The sequence below is a fragment of the Agrobacterium sp. LY4 genome (assembly GCF_001526585.1).
Lineage (GTDB): Bacteria > Pseudomonadota > Alphaproteobacteria > Rhizobiales > Rhizobiaceae > Agrobacterium > Agrobacterium leguminum.
This window is the reverse complement of the sequence record NZ_ASYA01000002.1, coordinates 55,020-71,485: the sequence shown is the minus strand read 5'-3', so window position 1 is coordinate 71,485 and position 16,466 is coordinate 55,020. Positions and strand designations below refer to the sequence as shown.

Here is a 16,466-nt window from a genome sequence, read left to right as displayed (position 1 = left end):
CGCATTTGGGAGGATGTGCCCGTCTTTTTTCGATGAAGTGTCTGATATTCAAAAAAGGGGAATGACGTGACACTGGACCTCTCCAAATTTGCTGCCGAAAAGGGCATCAAATATTTCATGATCAGTTATACCGATCTCTTCGGCGGCCAGCGCGCCAAGCTGGTTCCCGCAGAAGCGATTGCCGATATGCAGAAGGATGGCGCGGGTTTTGCGGGCTTCGCCACCTGGTTCGATCTGACGCCCGCCCATCCCGATCTATTCGCCGTGCCCGACGCCTCTTCGGTCATCCAGCTTCCATGGAAAAAGGATGTCGCCTGGGTCGCCGCCGATTGCGTGATGGAAGATCGGCCGGTGGAGCAGGCGCCGCGCGTGGTGCTGAAAAAGCTCATCGCTGAAGCGGCCAGCGAAGGGCTCAGGGTCAAGACCGGCGTGGAGCCGGAATTTTTCCTGATTTCGCCGGATGGTGCGAAGATTTCCGACGAATACGACACGGCGGAAAAGCCCTGCTACGACCAGCAGGCGGTGATGCGCCGTTATGATGTGATCGCCGAGATTTGCGACTACATGCTGGAGTTGGGCTGGAAGCCCTACCAGAACGACCATGAGGACGCGAACGGCCAGTTCGAGATGAACTGGGAATATGACGACGCGCTGCAGACCGCAGACAAACATTCCTTCTTCAAATTCATGGTCAAATCCGTCGCCGAAAAACACGGGCTGCGCGCCACCTTCATGCCGAAGCCTTTCAAGGGCCTGACCGGCAATGGCTGCCATGCCCATATTTCGGTCTGGGACCTCGACGGCAAGGTCAACGCCTTTGCCGACAGGGAAATGCCGTTCGGTCTGTCGGCCAAGGGCAAGACGTTTCTCGGCGGCATCATGAAACATGCGTCGGCGCTTGCGGCCGTCACCAATCCGACGGTCAATTCCTACAAGCGTATCAACGCACCACGCACCATTTCCGGCGCGACCTGGGCACCGAATACGGTGACCTGGACCGGCAATAACCGCACCCATATGGTGCGCGTGCCGGGGCCGGGACGGTTCGAGCTGCGCCTGCCGGATGGAGCCGTGAACCCCTATTTGCTGCAGGCCATCATCATCGCCGCCGGCCTTTCCGGTCTCCGCTCCAAGGCGGATCCCGGTCCGCACTACGATATCGACATGTATCGCGAGGGCCACAAGGTCACGGATGCACCGAAGCTGCCGCTTAACCTTCTCGATGCGCTGCGCGAATATGAGAAGGATGCGGAATTGCAGCAGGCGCTCGGCACTGAATTCTCCAAGGCCTATCTGAAGCTCAAGCAGGGTGAGTGGAACAGCTATTGCTCGCAATTCACCGCATGGGAGCATCAGACCACCCTCGACGTCTAAGCCCGGTTTTCCCCGCCGCCCTCGCGGCTTTTCCCCGCGCTGATCAAAAGCGCGGGGTTTTTCGCTAAAGCGCGTCGCGTCCAATCTGGTTCATGCCGCGCGCTTTAGATCTTTGTTTTTAAGCATGTCTTGGTTCCAAAACCGCTGCACACTTTTGGGAGACATGCTTTATCGATGACAGAAAGAGTGCCAGATGACGAACTTCGTCCTGACAGTGACATGCAAATCCACCCGCGGTATTGTCGCCGCCCTTTCAGGCTTTCTCGCTGAGAAGGGATGCAACATCGTCGACAGTTCGCAATTCGACGATCTCGGCACCGGCCGTTTTTTCATACGCGTGGGTTTCATTTCCGAGGAGGGTGCGACACGCGACGTGTTGATGGCCGGGCTTGCTCCGATCTCGGAAAAATTCGGCATGGAGGTGGCGCTGCACGACCAGGCAGAGCGGATGAAGGTTCTTTTGATGGTGTCGCGCTTCGGCCATTGCCTCAATGACCTGCTATACCGCTGGCGCATCGGGGCGCTGCCGATCGATATTGTCGGTGTGGTTTCCAACCATTTCGATTATCAGAAGGTCGTCGTCAATCACGACATTCCGTTCCACCACATTCCGGTAACGAAAGAGAACAAACCGCAGGCCGAAGCCCGGATCATGGAGATCGTGGAAAGTTCGGGTGCGGAACTCATCGTGCTGGCGCGTTACATGCAGGTGCTTTCCGACAGGATGTGCGAGGCGATGTCGGGCAGGATCATCAATATCCACCACTCCTTCCTGCCGTCCTTCAAGGGGGCCAACCCCTACAAGCAGGCCTATCAGCGCGGTGTGAAGCTGATTGGCGCGACGGCGCATTATGTCACCGCCGATCTGGATGAGGGACCGATCATCGAGCAGGATACCGTGCGCATCACCCATGCCCAGTCGGCCGAGGATTACGTGTCGCTCGGCCGCGACGTGGAGGCGCAGGTGCTGGCGCGTGCCATACACGCCCATATTCACCGTCGTGTATTCCTGAACGGCAGCCGAACGGTGGTGTTTCCCCCCGGTCCCGGCTCTTACGCTTCGGAAAGAATGGGATGAGCATTCTGCGTGAGCCGTGCTGATGTTGCGTTAAGCAGAGCACGGCGCTAAATAAGCTGGTACGCCATAATACAAAAGCCATTTCCCGCTTTGTTCGTAACTGTGTTGCAACGAAACGGGAGGTGTCAAACGAGGTGATACCATGACAGATGCTTCGCACGGAACTGCCATTCGCGTTGAGCGCCCGACAAAGACGCTGAGGGAGCTCGCGCTCGACAAGGTCCGTGACGCCATCGTGAACGGTTATTTCCGCCCGGGCGACCGTCTGGTCGAGCGGGATCTCTGCGCCCAGCTCGGCGTTTCCCGCACCATCGTTCGTGAGGTCCTGCGGCATCTGGAATCCGAGGGGCTGGTGGCGAATTTGCCGAACAAGGGCCCGATGGTCGCGATGCTCGATCTCGATGAGGCGAAGCAGATCTATGAAATTCGCGGTGCGCTGGAAGGAATGGCGGCGCGCCTTTGTGCGGAGCGCCGCGATCCTGCCATCGTGGAAGCGCTCGAAACGTCGCTCAGTCATATCCGCGAAAGCTATGTCGAAAGGGATATGCCGGGCGTTCTGGCGCATACCTCGTCCTTTTATCAGACGCTGTTCAGCAAGATCGACCGTCATGTCGCCTGGGGCGTCGTCAACCTGCTGACGGTGCGGATCAACCATCTTCGTTCGATGACGATCAAGACGAAAAGCCGCGATACCGAAGGTCCGGCACAAATGGAAAAGATCGTCGAAGCCATCCGGCAGGGGGATGGAGACGCCGCTTACAAGGCGGCTCTGGACCATGTTGCGAGCGCAAGCGCGATTGCGGAAGCCGTTCTCATCGCCCAGAAGACCGGCAAAGAGTAACCTCTTCCGCATCGTGTGCGGCTAAAATTTCCAGCGCAGCATTCAAACTGCGTCGGCACCTATCCCCGCAAGCGTGGTTTGCAGCATTTCCCGAACGGCAGCTACCAGATCGTTGAGCGGCTGGTCGTCGCGGTAAAATGGCACCGCCGTCCGGACACGCCGGTAGAACGTATCGGTGCCGGGCGCACGGCCGGCTTCGTCTGGCTGCATGTCGTAAGCCTGCGCGGCGCTCATGATCTCGATCGCCAGAATGGTTTCCAGATTGCCGATAATCGAAAGCGTCTTGTCGGCGGCGGCAGTGGCGTGAGTCAATATATCCTCCTGCAATGCGGAGGTGATGCCGCCATCGAGGCTGGCGGGGGCGGCGAGGCGGCGGTTTTCCGCGGCAAGCGCTGCGGCCGTGTACTGGATGATCATGAAACCGGAACAGACACCGTCACTTTCCGCCAGAAAGGCGGGCAGCCCGCTGACAAGCGGGTTGACGAGCCGGTCGATACGCCGCTCGGAAATCGCCGCAAGTTCGGCTGCGGCCGTCGCCAGCCCATCCATGGCAAGCCCGAGCGCCGCACCGACAGCATGGGCCTGGGAATGGACCTCGGGCGCCTGCGGCGTGCCGCCGACGACCGGGTTGTCCGTGACACTCGCGAGCTCGCGGTTTACGACGTCCGCGATCTGCGCAACGCTGTCGCGAACGGCGCCATGCACCTGCGGCACGGCGCGCAGGCTTAGCGGATCCTGCGTGCGCGATCCGGCCGACCGGGCAAGAAGCGGGCTTGCCGCCAAAAGCTGGCGCAGGTTTGCGCCGACGGTCTGGATGCCGGGCGAGTTGCGCAGTGCCAGCGGCCCTGCGGCGAAGGGATCGGCCTGCGTACCGAGGTTTTCATAGCTCATCGCCGCTGCCGCATCGGCCCAGTCAAGGAGCGAAGTCGTGCGGGCGAGCGCGAGGCTGGCGAGGCCGGTGGCGCAGGGTGTGCCGTTGACGAGGCTGAGCCCCTCCTTCGCCTGCAGAACCATGGGTTCGAGGCCGAGCTTTTCGAGCCCCTGCCTGCCGCCGATCAACTCGCCCCGATGTCGGCCCTTGCCTTCGCCGATCAGCACCAACCCTATGGCCGCGGCATGGGTGAGGTAACCCACCGAACCCTTTGATGGAATGAGGGGAAGAATATCGCCATTCAGCAGGGCGAGCAGCGCTTCGACCGTTTTGACCTGCACGCCGGAATAACCATGCGCGAAGTTGTTGATCTGGGCGGCCATGATGGCACGCGTTTCTTCGCGCCCGAGCGGTTCTCCGACGCCGCAGGAATGGCTGAGTATAATATTGCGGGAAAGGGCCTGCTGCTGCGGGATGTCAACGATCACATCGCAGAGTGCGCCGACACCCGTATTGATGCCGTAACCGCGCACCCGTTTTTCGACGAGCGCATCGACGATGGCGCGGGCTTCGGCAATGCGCCGCCACGCTTTATCCGACAGGGAAAGCGTCGCGCCTTTTGCAACAGCGGCGATCTCTTGCCAGGTGAGGGGACGATCGATGGTGATCGTATCAGCCATGCTGGCCTTCTCCCGCACCCGTGCGGCGCTCCACGAAACGGGCGACATAATCGTTTGCGGGGCTGTTGAGGATCTGGTCCGGTGTTCCCACCTGCACCAGCTTGCCGTCCTTCAGGATCGCGATCTGCGCGCCGATGCGGAGCGCCTCGTCGAGATCGTGGGTGATGAAAACGATGGTCTTGTGCAGGTTCTTTTCGAGCTGCAGCAACTGATCCTGCATGTCGGCGCGGATCAACGGGTCGAGCGCCGAAAAGGCCTCGTCCATCAGGATGACGTCGGTATCGGCGGCGAGCGCGCGGGCGAGGCCGACACGCTGCTTCATGCCGCCGGAAAGCTGGTGCGGAAACTTGTCCTCATAGCCAGAAAGGCCGACGGTCTCGATCCACTTCATGCCGATGGGCCGCGCGTCGGCCTTGGTTAGCCCGCGCACGCGCTGGCCATAAACGACGTTCTGCAACACGGTGCGGTGCGGCATCAGGCCGAAATTCTGGAACACCATGCTGACGCGCCGGTTGCGGAAGTCGCGCAGATCTTTCGGTTTCAGCGCGAGAACATTGTCGTTGCCGACGAGAATCTCGCCGCTTGTCGGTTCGATAAGGCGGTTGATGTGGCGCACCAGCGTCGACTTGCCGGAACCGGAGAGGCCCATGATCACGAAAATGCGCCCGCCCGCTATATCGAGGCTGACATTGTCTAGCCCGACGCTGCATCCCGTCTTTGCCAGAATGTCGCTCTTTTCCGCGCCCTGCTGCGCCATGGCGAGCGCGGCCTTCCAGTTGCCGCCGAAGATCTTGGACACGTTGCGGATATGGATATCAGTCATTGCCCATTTCCTTCCGGCTGGATCGGCCAAAACCCTGGGTGATACGATCGAGCACGATTGCGAGAATAACGATGCCGAGGCCCGCTTCGAGGCCCTTGCCGACATCGAGCGTCTGGATGCCGTTCAGCACCTGCTCACCGAGGCCGCGCGCGCCGATCATCGAGGCGACGACGACCATGGAGAGCGCCATCATGATCGTCTGGTTGAGGCCGGCCATGATCGTGGGCGTGGCGAGCGGCAATTCGACGCCAAAGAGGATTTGTCGCGGGCTGCCGCCAAAGGCGGTCGCCGCCTCCACCATTCCCGGTCCACCTGCCGAATGCCGAGATCGGTCAGGCGGATCAGCGGCGGCACGGCGTAAACGATGGTGGCAAGCACGGCCGGGACCTTGCCGAGGCCGAAAAGCATGATGGCGGGAATGAGATAGACGAAGCTCGGCATGGTCTGCATGACGTCGAGCACCGGCAGGGTGATGCGCCGCGCCCATTCGCTTTTGGCAAGCAGAATGCCCATGGGCACGCCGATGACGATTGAGATGAGGCTGGCAATCAGCATCAGCGCCAGCGTCTGCATCGTCAGGTCCCAGAGACCGAGCGCGCCGACGATGAAAAGCATCACCGCCACCATGATGACGAGCGAAATCTTCTTCGCCGCGAACCAGGCGAGCACCAGGAAGACCAGAAAAATGACCCACCACGGCAGACCGCGCAGCACCCATTCCACGAAGAGGATCGCCTGCAGGATCGTCTGCGATATCGCCTTGAAAACGGAGCCGTAATTCACCACCAGCGAACGCACGATCTCATTGATCGGGCCTCGGATGGAAATATGGAAAACTTCAGGAAACATTGGTGTCGTCCTCGCGCCTGCCGACCCCATTTCCGGGAGCCGGCCCCTGTCCTGACGGGAAAATGCGCGCCGGAAGCCCGGCGCGCCTGCGATGTTTACTTGACGGCGGCTTCGATACGCGCCTTGGCGTCCGCAGAAACCCAGCTGCCCCAGATATCGGCCTTGGTCTGAAGGAAGGTTTTGGCGGCGGCTGTCGCATCGACCTGCTTGTCGGTCATGTAGGCGAGGCTTGAGTTGATCTCGGTCAGCGGGAATGTCGCCTTTTCAAGGATCGCGATGATGTCCGGCGCTTCCTTCGCAAAGGTGCTGTTCACGCCATAGGCCACCTCGACGGAGGGGAAGGCGCAACCGGCGTCGCGCTTTCCATCGGCGCTCGTCAGTTCCTTCCAGCAGGTGTCGCTATAGGCCGGCTCCTGCAACTGGATGAGCTTGTATTTGCCCATGATTGCCGTCGGGCTCCAGTAATAGAACAGCATCGGCTCGCCCTGGAGATAGGCGGCGGCAATTGCGGCGTCGAGAGCGGTGCCGGTGCCGGGGCGGAAGTTCACATAGTTTGCTTCCAGCTTGTAGGCCTGCAGCTTGGCGGTGTTGACGCCTTCGCAGGTCCAGCCCGAGGGGCAATTGAGGAAGCGGCCCTTGGTCGGCTCTTCCGGATCCTTGAACAGCTCGACGATCTTCGGGTCGGAAAGCTGGTCGACGCTCTTCAGGTCCGGAGCCTTGGCTTCGATGCCTTTTGCCGGGTCGCCCTTGACCAGATATTCCGGCACGAACCAGCCTTCGGCGGCGCCGACGAAGGTCTTGCCGACCGATGTTACCTGCCCGGCTTCCGCAGCCTTGTTCCAGACGTCGGAGCGGCCGATCCATTCTTCAGCGAAGATCTGCACGTCGTTATTGGCGGTCGCCTGTTCCAGCGTCACGGAGTTGCCGGGAATGGAATCGACCTTGCAATCATAGCCCTTGGAGAGGATTTCCTTCATGACTTCGGTGATGAAAGCACCGCTTTCCCAGTCGATGCCGGCGAAGGTGATGGTCTTTCCAGCGGCGCAATAGCCTTCCGCCTTCGCGGACCCGGCATAGGCTCCCATGATGAGCGCGGTGGTGGCCAGCGCGATTTTCAGCTTTGAATTCAGCATTGCATTCCCCTTTTGGTTTGATGATTGGCAAGTTGCTGGCATGCGTTTTGTGGTTTCAGCCGGGCGTGCCCTGGGTAGATGTCTATCCCTGAGCCCGGCGGTCATTGGTGCATTTCATGTCCCGTCGAAATCGGCGGCCGGGCACTCGTCGAATCAATATGGAATTCGATGTTTACCCTGGAGCGGCGTGTCGGAAGTTCACTATACAACTTTGAGAAATTCATATGCTTCACGCGCATTGGCCATGTCGGGTCGAAGGCGCATGCGGTTGGCGGGTTCTGGCAAGGGCGGTCTTTCAGCGCATATTGCCCGGCCAAGCCACCAAACATGGCTTCGGCATCGGTATGGCAGCTCCTGCCGTTGCGCTGGGCGGGCACTCGAATATCGCCCCGACCATCGGCGGGAGACTTGCGGCCGCTGGAGATCGAGTCTTCGCTTGCCATTATTTTCCCCTCAAGTTGTATATGTAACTTCACACATTTGCGAAAGACAAGCAAGATAGGATGTGATAATTTTGTGCTTGCGCGGATTCTGGCTGCGTTTTGTGCAGTCGCCTGATTTTTAGGAGTTTCAATGCTGCCCGTCACTGAAAACGAGTTTCCTGTCTCGGGCGATCGCTCCTCCCTGCCGCTGTATGAGCGGGTGAAAGAACAGATCAAGGAAAAGATCGCCAGCGGCGAGTGGTTGACGAACCACAGGATACCCTCCGAAAACGAGATCGTCGACATGCTGGGTGTCAGTCGCATGACGGCAAACCGCGCGCTGCGGGAGCTGGCAACCGAGGGGGTGATCGTTCGCGTGCAGGGGCGCGGCTCTTTTGTCGCCCCGAAAAAGCGAAGCGCCGGCATGATGGGCGTGCGCAATATCGCCGACGAGATCAAGGAGCGCGGTTCGACGCATCGGCCGAGCCTGATCCTCGCCCAGACGGAAGTTTGCGGTCCCGATCTCGCAACGGCGCTGGAGATCGCCGTGGGGGCGAAGGTTTTTCACTCCATCATCGTGCACCACGAAGACGATGTGCCGATCCAGCTTGAAGATCGCTTCGTCAATGCGGAGATCGCTCCCGATTATCTGATGCAGGATTTCAATACGCTCACCCCGAATGCCTATCTGACGGCGGCCGCACCCATTTCCCGGACCGAGCAATTCATCGAGGCCGCATCGCCCCAGCCCTGGGAATGCAAATTGATGGCCATCAGCCGAAACGAGCCCTGCCTTCTCGTGCGCCGCAGAACCTGGTCATCGAGCCGCGCCGTCACGTCCGTACGGCTGCTCTATCCCGGTTCCCGATATCGGCTTGAAAGTCAGGAATAGAGGCCGCCGGCCTCGGCTGCCCTGATCTTCCGGAACATTATCGCCGTATAAGGCGGCCACTTGCGCATCCAGCCCGGCTGATGACGCCCCGGTCAAATCTGCCCCATTTTCCCGCCTCCAATCGTTGCTTGCCAAGTGCAATCGGTTGCCCATAGCGCTCGACTTGTCGGCGACGACAATCCCCAAAATTCAACTGCTCGCCCTTGCGGGATTACGGTACTTGACAGTCATATATTATGGCATACCATAAGCCATCATATTTACGGAGAGAGCGCTGATGTCCATCCAGATCCGCAAGACCCTGCTGCAGGTCGAAACGACGTTGATTGAGGGGGGCAAGGCTGCCGCAGCGCCGTTGAAGCTGTTCGCCGCCATTGCGGTCGTTAAAAATCCGTGGGCGGGCAAAGGTTTCGTGGCTGATCTGAAGCCGGAAATTCACGCAGGCGCGCCGGTGCTTGGCGAATTACTGACAAAGATGATCCTTGACGCTGTCGGTTCCGGCGAGGCGGTGGAGGCCTATGGCAAGGCGGCCGTCGTGGGGCTGGATGGTGAGATCGAACATGCTTCCGCGCTCATCCATACGCTGCGCTTCGGCAATCACTATCGTCAGGCGGTCGGCGCCAAATCCTATCTCGCCTTCTGCAACACGCGCGGCCCCGGCAATGCGCCGATCATGATCCCGCTGATGGACAAGAATGATGAAGGTCGCCGTTCGCATTATCTGACGATCCAGACGGCCATTCCCGATGCTCCGGCCGCCGACGAGATCGTGGTCGCGCTCGGTGCTTCCGTTGGCGGCCGGCCGCACCACCGCATCGGCGACCGATATCAGGATCTGAAGGATCTCGGTCAGGATGTCGCCAATCCGGCCGGCGTTTGAGGCGAACGCCAATGCAAAGGGTCGCCGACACTTCACGGGTCAATGGTGCAAAGGCAGGCGCCGCCACGCTCCCCCGGAAAACGACCGGAGGCGGGGCCGCCTATTTCGAAGCCGGCGCGGGCGAGAATCTGATCCTCATCCACGGTGTTGGAATGCGGCTCGAAGCCTGGACGCCGCAGATCGAGGTGTTTTCGACAACGCACCGCGTCATCGCGGTGGACATGCCGGGCCACGGCGGCAGCGAACGTCTGGCGGCCGGCAGCACTCTTGAGGATTTCGTCGGCTGGTTCGGCCGGTTTCTCGACGACATGCGGATAGAGCGCGCCAATGTCGCGGGGCATTCCATGGGTGCGCTGATTTCCGGCGGGGCAGCCGCGACGCTTGGAGATCGCATAGCGCGTGTCGGGTATCTGAACGGTGTTTATCGCCGCGACCCCGTTGCGAAGGCGGCGGTGCTTGCGCGCGCCGCGGCGATCCGCACCACGGGCGTGGACAAGGAAGGCCCCTTGCTGCGCTGGTTCGGCGATGATCTGAAAAGCCGGCACGCGCGGGAATTGACGCGAGGCTGGCTGGAAATGGTCGATCCGGAAGGTTACGCGGTCGCCTATACCGCCTTTGCGGGCGGGGACGAGACCTATGCCGACCGCTGGCCTTCGGTTGCCTGCCCGGCGCTTTTTCTGACCGGTTCGGACGATCCGAACTCCACGCCCCTGATGGCGGAACAGATGGCGGCGATCACGCCGCGCGGTTATGCCCGCATCGTCGAGGCGCACCGGCATATGGTCAATCTGACGGCACCCGAAACCGTCAATGCACTGATGGCCGAATGGCTGGCTTTAGAGGAGGAGCCGCAATGACCGTTGTAACCCTGGACCCGCGCGCCCTGCGCGACGCATTCGGCGCCTTCGTGACGGGGGTGACGATCGTTACCACCCGCGACGAAGCCGGAAAGCCGGTGGGTTTCACCGCAAATTCCTTCACCTCCGTTTCGCTCGATCCGCCGTTGCTGTTGATCTGCCTTGCCCGCACCTCGCGCAATTTCGCGACGATGACCGGTGCGAAAAATTTCGCCGTCAATATTCTGTCGGAAGGCCAGAAGGATTTGTCCAATACGTTCGCCCGGCCGGTGGAAGACCGTTTTGCCGCCGCCATCTGGTCGGATGCGCCGGCAGGCTCACCGGTCTTTGCCGATGTTGCAGCCTGGTTCGAATGTTCGATGCAGGAGGTTATCGAGGCCGGAGACCACGTCATTCTGCTCGGTCGCATCGACGCGTTCGACAATAGCGGCCTGAACGGCCTCGGTTATGCGCGCGGCGGTTACTTCACGCCGATGCTGGCCGCCAAGGCGCTTTCGGCTGCGGCAGAGGGTGAAATCGCTGTCGGCGCGGTTCTCGAGCGGCGCGGTGAGATTTACCTCGTCGGGGAGGATGTGCTGTCGCTGCCCGGCTGCGTCGTGGCGGGCGGCGATCCGGTCGCGGCGCTGACGGCGCGGCTGGAAGAGCTGACCGGACTGACGGTCAGGACGGGTTTTCTTTACTCGGTTTATGAAAACAAGGCGGATGGGCGTCAGCACATCGTCTACCACGCGCTTGCGGATGGGGACGATGCGCCGCGCCAGGGCCGTTTTCTGTTGCCCGGCGCGCTAGCTTCGGCAAAGTTCGACTCCGGCGCGACCGCGGACATTGTCAACCGGTTCGCGCTGGAAAGTTCAATCGGCAATTTCGGTGTCTATGTCGGTAACGAGACTGCCGGCAGGGTCCATCCCATCTCGATGAAGGCGGCAAATCCATGAAATTCTCCCTCTTCGTCCATATGGAACGGCTGGACGCCTCGCAGGATCACAAGACGCTCTACGAAGAGTTTGTGACGCTTTGCGAAATCGCCGATCGCGGTGGCATGCATGCCATCTGGACCGGCGAACATCACGGCATGGATTTCACCATTGCCCCGAACCCCTTCGTGACGATCGCCGATCTTGCCCGGCGCACCAGGACGGCGCGTCTCGGCACGGGAACGGTAATCGCGCCCTTCTGGCATCCGATCAAGCTTGCCGGCGAAGCCGCGATGACCGACCTCATCTGCGATGGCCGTCTCGATATCGGCATCGCGCGCGGTGCTTACTCGTTTGAATATGAGCGGCTGCTTCCGGGTCTCGATGCCTGGGGCGCCGGCCAGCGCATGCGCGAGCTGATCCCGGCCGTCAAAGGTGTGTGGGCGGGGGACTATGCGCATGACGGCGAGTTCTACAAATTTCCGGCCACCACCTCCGCTCCCAAGCCATTGCAGCAGCCCTTCCCGCCGATCTGGGTGGCGGCGCGCGATCCGAATTCGCATGAATTCGCTGTCGCCAATGATTGCAACGTGCAGGTGACGCCACTCTGGCAGGGCGATGACGAGGTGGAAACCCTGATGGGCCGCTTCAACGATGCCTGCGCCAAGAACCCGGAAAAACAGCGGCCGAAAATCATGTTGCTCCGCCACACCTATGTCGGTTCCGATGAAGCCGATATCGCTCAGGCGGCGCATGAGATGAGCGTCTATTACAATTACTTCTTCGCCTGGTTCAAAAACGAAAAGCCGATCCATCAGGGGCTGATCGAGCGTATTGCGCCCGAAGACATCGCCGCCAACGCGATGCTTTCCACCGATGTCATGCGAAAGAACAATGTCGTCGGCAATGCCGATGAGGTGATTAGCCGGCTTAAAGCTTACGAGGCCATGGGCTATGACGAATATTCCTTCTGGATCGATACGGGCATGAGCTTCGAGCGTAAGAAGGCCTCGCTGGAGCGCTTCCTTTCCGATGTCATGCCGGCTTTCGGGGAGTAACGCGATGCGCAGTTTCCAGTGCTATATCGACGGACGTTTCGAAGATGGCGAGGCGCGTTTCACAAGTCTCGATCCCGCAAGCGGCACTGCATGGGCCGAAATGCCGGAAAGCCGCGAGGCGGATGTCGGCCGTGCGGTCGAAGCCGCGCATCGGGCGCTTTACGAAGATGCAGGCTGGTCGAAACTGACGGCGACACAGCGTGGCAAGCTGCTCTACCGGCTCGCCGATCTGGTCGCTGAAAATGCGAAGACGCTTGCCGAACTCGAAACCCGCGATACCGGCAAGATCATTCGGGAAACCTCCGCGCAGATTGCCTATGTCGCGGATTATTATCGTTATTATGCGGGTCTGGCCGACAAGATCGAGGGCGCCTATCTGCCGATCGACAAGCCGGATATGGATGTCTGGCTGCGGCGTGAACCCGTGGGCGTCGTGGCGGCCATCGTGCCGTGGAACAGCCAGCTGTTTCTCGCCGCCGTCAAGATCGGTCCCGCACTCGCCGCCGGCTGCACCATCGTCGTCAAGGCCTCGGAAGATGGGCCGGCACCCCTTCTGGAATTTGCCCGGCTGGTGCATGAAGCCGGTTTTCCCGCCGGTGTGGTCAATATCGTCTCCGGCTTCGGCGCGTCCTGCGGCACGGCGCTCACCACCCATCCGAAGGTGGCCCATATCGCCTTTACTGGCGGCCCGGAAACGGCGCGTCATATCGTGCGTAATTCGGCTGAAAACCTCGCTTCCACCTCGCTGGAACTCGGCGGCAAATCGCCGATCCTCGTTTTTGCCGACGCCGATCTCGAAAGTGCTGCCAATGCGCAGGTGGCGGGAATTTTCGCCGCGACCGGCCAGAGCTGCGTCGCCGGCTCGCGGCTGATCATCGAAAGAAGCGTCAAGGATCGGTTCCTCGAGATTCTGAAGGCGAAGGCTGAGGTGATCCGCATCGGCTCGCCGCTGGATATGGCGACGGAAGTAGGCCCGCTGGCGACGGAGCGTCAGAGGAAGCATATCGTTTCTCTGGTTTCCGCCTCCGTGGACGCGGGCGCCAAGGTTGTCACAGGCGGTGCGCCTGTAGACGGCGACGGTTATTTCTATCGGCCAACCATTCTCGATTGCGACGGCATTCGTTCCCCATCGATGGAGAAAGAGTTCTTCGGCCCCGTCCTCTCGGTCGTTTCCTTTGAAACCGAAGCGGAAGCCATCGCGCTGGCCAATGACACGGTCTATGGCCTTGCCTCCGGTGTCTTCACGCAGAACCTGACGCGCGCCCACCGTCTGATGAAGGCGATCCGGGCCGGCATCGTCTGGGTGAATACCTACCGTGCGGTTTCGCCGATTGCGCCTTTCGGCGGATTCGGCCTGTCGGGCGACGGACGCGAGGGCGGGCTTGCGGCGGCGCTCGATTACACGCGCACCAAGACCATATGGCTGCGCACCTCCGATGATCCGATCCCCGATCCCTTCGTGATGCGGTGAGCCCATGTTTTACGAAATCCGCACCTATCGGCTGAAGAACGGCGCCATCCCCGCCTACCTCAAGGTGGTCGAGGAAGAGGGCATCGAAATCCAGAAGAGCCATCTCGGCGAACTGGTGGGTTACTTCTTCTCCGAGATCGGCCCGATCAATGAGATCGTTCATATCTGGGCCTTTTCGAGCCTGGATGACCGCGAGGAACGGCGCGCACGGCTGATGGCCGATCCGCGCTGGTTGTCCTTCCTTCCGAAAATCCGCGACCTCATCGAAGTCGCCGAAAACAAGATCATGAAACCGGCGCGATTTTCACCGCTGGGGTGAAATGCGCCGTTCGCGACGTGCATACCAACAAGAAGCTCTAAAACGGAGTAAGGGAACATGAAATTGAAACTGGTATTGACGACATGCGCCGCTCTTTTTGCCCTTGGTGCATCTGCTGAGGCGAATGATCTGGTTTTCTCCAGCTGGGGAGGAACCACGCAGGACGCCCAGAAGGCGGCCTGGGCTGAAAAATTCATGGTATCGACCGGCATTAACGTGGTGCAGGACGGCCCGACGGACTACGGCAAATTGAAAGCCATGGTTGAGGCGAACGGCGTGACCTGGGATGTGGTCGATGTCGAGGGCGATTATGCCGCGCAGGCCGGCCCGAAGGGCCTGTTGGAAAAACTCGATTTTGCCGTCATCGACAAGACTAAGCTCGATCCGCGCTTCGTGACGGACTACTCCGTCGGCAGCTTTTATTATTCCTTCGTCATCGGCTGCAATGTCGATGCCGTGGCCGCCTGCCCGAAGAGCTGGGCCGATCTGTTCGACACCGCGAAATTTCCGGGAAAACGAACCTTCTACAAATGGTCGGCGCCGGGTGTGATCGAAGCCGCCCTTCTGGCCGATGGCGTGGCCGCCGACAAGCTTTATCCGCTCGATCTCGACCGCGCTTTCAAGAAGCTCGATACGATCAAATCCGATATCATCTGGTGGTCCGGCGGTGCGCAGTCGCAGCAGTTGATTGCATCTGCGGAAGCGCCTTTCGGCAGCGTCTGGAACGGCCGCATGACGGCGCTTGAAAAAAGCGGCGTGAAGGTGGAGACCTCCTGGCAGCAGAACATCACCGCGGCGGATTCCCTCGTCGTTCCTAAGGGAACGAAGAACAGGGATGCGGCGATGAAGTTCATCGCGCTCGCCACCTCTGCGCAGGCGCAAGCGGATATGGCGACCGCGACGGGCTATGCGCCGGTCAATATCGAATCCGCCAAGCTGATGGATCCGGAAACCGCCAAGACCCTGCCGGACCAGCAGACGGAAAGCCAGGTAAACGCCGATATGAATTACTGGGCGCAGCATCGCGATGAGATCGGCGAGCGCTGGTACGCCTGGCAGGCGAAGTAAGATAACGGCGCGGGCCGCGACAAGCGCCCGCGCGATTTTCCACGTCCGGGAGGTTTGGGCATGGTCTCGCTTACCGATGAAACAGTCAGCCCGAAAGCGAAGGTGCGGATGCCTTTCCGGCCCGGCAACTTTACGGCTACGCTGCCGGCGCTTGTCCTGCTTGTCCTGTTTTTCGTCGTTCCGGTTCTGATCCTGCTGTCGCGCAGCGTCACCGAACCCGTTTTCGGATTGGGCAACTATGCCGCCCTGCTGGGAAGCTCCACCTATCTGAAGATTTTCTTCAATACCTTCGCGGTGTCGGCGCTGGTAACTGTCGTGTCGCTGGCGATCGGCTTTCCCGTCGCCTGGACGCTCGCCATCATGCCGGCGCGGCTCGCTTCCATCGTCTTTGCCATATTGCTCCTGTCGATGTGGACCAATCTTCTGGCGCGCACCTATGCGTGGATGGTGCTGTTGCAGCGCACGGGCGTGGTGAACAAGACGCTGATGGGGCTCGGCATCATCGATCAGCCTCTGGCGCTGGTCAATAATCTTACCGGGGTAACGATAGGCATGACCTATATCATGCTGCCCTTCATCATCATTCCGCTCTATGGCGTCATCCGCAAGATCGATCCGGCCATTCTTCAGGCGGCGGCGCTGTGCGGGGCGACACGCTTTCAGGCGCTGACCCGCATCCTCATTCCGCTGGCAGCGCCCGGCATGATTTCCGGCGCGCTGATGGTCTTCGTCATGTCGCTCGGTTATTTCGTCACCCCCGCGCTCCTCGGCGGCACGGCGAACATGATGCTGGCCGAACTCATCGCGCAATTCGTCCAGTCGCTGGTCAACTGGGGCATGGGTGGGGCGGCCGCACTGCTGCTGCTGGTGGTGACGCTGACGCTTTACGCCATACAGCTCAAATTTTTCGGCGCAGCCGGGGCAGGGGGGCGCTGA

16 protein-coding genes and 1 pseudogene are annotated in these 16,466 nt (G+C 60.5%); 12 read left to right on the top strand and 5 right to left on the bottom strand.

Annotated elements, in window-relative coordinates; all coding sequences use genetic code 11:
• Nucleotides 1-66 precede the first annotated feature (66 nt).
• The 3 genes from glnT to L904_RS05115 all read left to right on the top strand — a co-directional run bounded on the left by glnT (nucleotide 67) and on the right by L904_RS05115 (nucleotide 3,293).
• Nucleotides 67-1,374 (top strand): type III glutamate--ammonia ligase, encoded by a 1,308-nt coding sequence (gene glnT / locus L904_RS05125; protein WP_020813491.1) that lies wholly within the window; start codon nucleotides 67-69, stop codon nucleotides 1,372-1,374.
• A 193-nt stretch (nucleotides 1,375-1,567) separates the two neighbouring features.
• Entirely contained in the window at nucleotides 1,568-2,452 is an 885-nt protein-coding gene (purU, locus tag L904_RS05120) for a formyltetrahydrofolate deformylase (protein WP_020813490.1), read from the top strand.
• 142 nt (nucleotides 2,453-2,594) lie between these two features.
• Entirely contained in the window at nucleotides 2,595-3,293 is a 699-nt protein-coding gene (locus L904_RS05115) for a GntR family transcriptional regulator (RefSeq protein ID WP_020813489.1), read from the top strand.
• A gap of 42 nt (nucleotides 3,294-3,335) precedes the next feature.
• Here the strand turns inward: L904_RS05115 and hutH are convergent, their stop codons facing one another.
• From hutH to L904_RS05090, 5 genes and pseudogenes are all read right to left on the bottom strand, one after another.
• The gene (gene hutH / locus L904_RS05110; RefSeq protein ID WP_020813488.1) at nucleotides 3,336-4,844 is read right to left on the bottom strand and encodes a histidine ammonia-lyase; all 1,509 of its coding nucleotides are present in this window, start codon (nucleotides 4,842-4,844) and stop codon (nucleotides 3,336-3,338) included.
• Nucleotides 4,837-5,667: a glycine betaine/L-proline ABC transporter ATP-binding protein gene (locus L904_RS05105; protein ID WP_020813487.1), complete on the bottom strand. Its 831-nt coding sequence runs from the start codon at nucleotides 5,665-5,667 to the stop codon at nucleotides 4,837-4,839. Before L904_RS05105 ends, hutH begins: the two co-directional genes overlap by 8 nt.
• Nucleotides 5,660-6,516, bottom strand: a pseudogene (locus tag L904_RS05100) (ABC transporter permease). Before L904_RS05100 ends, L904_RS05105 begins: the two are co-directional and overlap by 8 nt.
• Before the next feature lie 95 nt (nucleotides 6,517-6,611).
• Nucleotides 6,612-7,649 (bottom strand): ABC transporter substrate-binding protein, encoded by a 1,038-nt coding sequence (locus tag L904_RS05095; protein WP_020813486.1) that lies wholly within the window; start codon nucleotides 7,647-7,649, stop codon nucleotides 6,612-6,614.
• Between the two features lie 101 nt (nucleotides 7,650-7,750).
• Nucleotides 7,751-8,092, bottom strand: coding sequence for a hypothetical protein (locus tag L904_RS05090; RefSeq protein ID WP_020813485.1), 342 nt, complete (start codon nucleotides 8,090-8,092; stop codon nucleotides 7,751-7,753).
• 130 nt (nucleotides 8,093-8,222) lie between these two features.
• Between L904_RS05090 and hutC the strand changes: the two genes are divergently transcribed.
• From hutC to L904_RS05045, 9 genes are all read left to right on the top strand, one after another.
• Entirely contained in the window at nucleotides 8,223-8,963 is a 741-nt protein-coding gene (hutC, locus tag L904_RS05085; protein ID WP_003519590.1) for a histidine utilization repressor, read from the top strand.
• Nucleotides 8,964-9,240: 277 nt separating this feature from the next.
• A complete protein-coding gene (locus L904_RS05080) occupies nucleotides 9,241-9,843 on the top strand; it encodes an amino acid synthesis family protein (RefSeq protein ID WP_003519589.1) in 603 nt (200 codons plus the stop codon).
• Nucleotides 9,844-9,854: 11 nt separating this feature from the next.
• Nucleotides 9,855-10,700, top strand: a complete 846-nt coding sequence (locus L904_RS05075; protein WP_020813484.1) for an alpha/beta fold hydrolase — start codon at nucleotides 9,855-9,857, stop codon at nucleotides 10,698-10,700.
• The gene (locus L904_RS05070; protein WP_020813483.1) at nucleotides 10,697-11,635 is read left to right on the top strand and encodes a flavin reductase family protein; all 939 of its coding nucleotides are present in this window, start codon (nucleotides 10,697-10,699) and stop codon (nucleotides 11,633-11,635) included. The genes L904_RS05075 and L904_RS05070 overlap by 4 nt, the downstream gene beginning before the upstream one ends.
• Entirely contained in the window at nucleotides 11,632-12,672 is a 1,041-nt protein-coding gene (locus L904_RS05065) for an LLM class flavin-dependent oxidoreductase (protein WP_020813482.1), read from the top strand. The genes L904_RS05070 and L904_RS05065 overlap by 4 nt, the downstream gene beginning before the upstream one ends.
• Nucleotides 12,673-12,676: 4 nt before the next feature.
• Complete coding sequence (locus L904_RS05060) at nucleotides 12,677-14,143, top strand: aldehyde dehydrogenase (protein ID WP_020813481.1); 1,467 nt, start codon at nucleotides 12,677-12,679, stop codon at nucleotides 14,141-14,143.
• A gap of 4 nt (nucleotides 14,144-14,147) precedes the next feature.
• The gene (locus L904_RS05055; protein ID WP_020813480.1) at nucleotides 14,148-14,462 is read left to right on the top strand and encodes an NIPSNAP family protein; all 315 of its coding nucleotides are present in this window, start codon (nucleotides 14,148-14,150) and stop codon (nucleotides 14,460-14,462) included.
• Nucleotides 14,463-14,519: 57 nt separating this feature from the next.
• Nucleotides 14,520-15,530 (top strand): ABC transporter substrate-binding protein, encoded by a 1,011-nt coding sequence (locus L904_RS05050; protein WP_020813479.1) that lies wholly within the window; start codon nucleotides 14,520-14,522, stop codon nucleotides 15,528-15,530.
• 108 nt (nucleotides 15,531-15,638) lie between these two features.
• Nucleotides 15,639-16,466 carry an ABC transporter permease gene (locus L904_RS05045; protein WP_371259443.1) on the top strand — a complete coding sequence of 276 codons (828 nt, stop codon included), beginning with the start codon at nucleotides 15,639-15,641 and terminating at the stop codon, nucleotides 16,464-16,466.

Excerpts from the sequence above, each read along its gene's own strand:
- L904_RS05045 (WP_371259443.1), top strand. The coding sequence starts at position 15,639 with ATGCCTTTCCGGCCCGGCAACTTTACGGCTACGCTGCCGGCGCTTGTC.
- L904_RS05095 (WP_020813486.1), bottom strand. The coding sequence starts at position 7,649 with ATGCTGAATTCAAAGCTGAAAATCGCGCTGGCCACCACCGCGCTCATC.
- hutH (WP_020813488.1), bottom strand. The coding sequence starts at position 4,844 with ATGGCTGATACGATCACCATCGATCGTCCCCTCACCTGGCAAGAGATC.
- L904_RS05060 (WP_020813481.1), top strand. The coding sequence starts at position 12,677 with ATGCGCAGTTTCCAGTGCTATATCGACGGACGTTTCGAAGATGGCGAG.
- L904_RS05115 (WP_020813489.1), top strand. The coding sequence starts at position 2,595 with ATGACAGATGCTTCGCACGGAACTGCCATTCGCGTTGAGCGCCCGACA.
- L904_RS05070 (WP_020813483.1), top strand. The coding sequence starts at position 10,697 with ATGACCGTTGTAACCCTGGACCCGCGCGCCCTGCGCGACGCATTCGGC.
- L904_RS05065 (WP_020813482.1), top strand. The coding sequence starts at position 11,632 with ATGAAATTCTCCCTCTTCGTCCATATGGAACGGCTGGACGCCTCGCAG.
- L904_RS05090 (WP_020813485.1), bottom strand. The coding sequence starts at position 8,092 with ATGGCAAGCGAAGACTCGATCTCCAGCGGCCGCAAGTCTCCCGCCGAT.
- L904_RS05080 (WP_003519589.1), top strand. The coding sequence starts at position 9,241 with ATGTCCATCCAGATCCGCAAGACCCTGCTGCAGGTCGAAACGACGTTG.
- L904_RS05055 (WP_020813480.1), top strand. The coding sequence starts at position 14,148 with ATGTTTTACGAAATCCGCACCTATCGGCTGAAGAACGGCGCCATCCCC.
- purU (WP_020813490.1), top strand. The coding sequence starts at position 1,568 with ATGACGAACTTCGTCCTGACAGTGACATGCAAATCCACCCGCGGTATT.
- L904_RS05075 (WP_020813484.1), top strand. The coding sequence starts at position 9,855 with ATGCAAAGGGTCGCCGACACTTCACGGGTCAATGGTGCAAAGGCAGGC.
- L904_RS05050 (WP_020813479.1), top strand. The coding sequence starts at position 14,520 with ATGAAATTGAAACTGGTATTGACGACATGCGCCGCTCTTTTTGCCCTT.
- hutC (WP_003519590.1), top strand. The coding sequence starts at position 8,223 with ATGCTGCCCGTCACTGAAAACGAGTTTCCTGTCTCGGGCGATCGCTCC.
- L904_RS05105 (WP_020813487.1), bottom strand. The coding sequence starts at position 5,667 with ATGACTGATATCCATATCCGCAACGTGTCCAAGATCTTCGGCGGCAAC.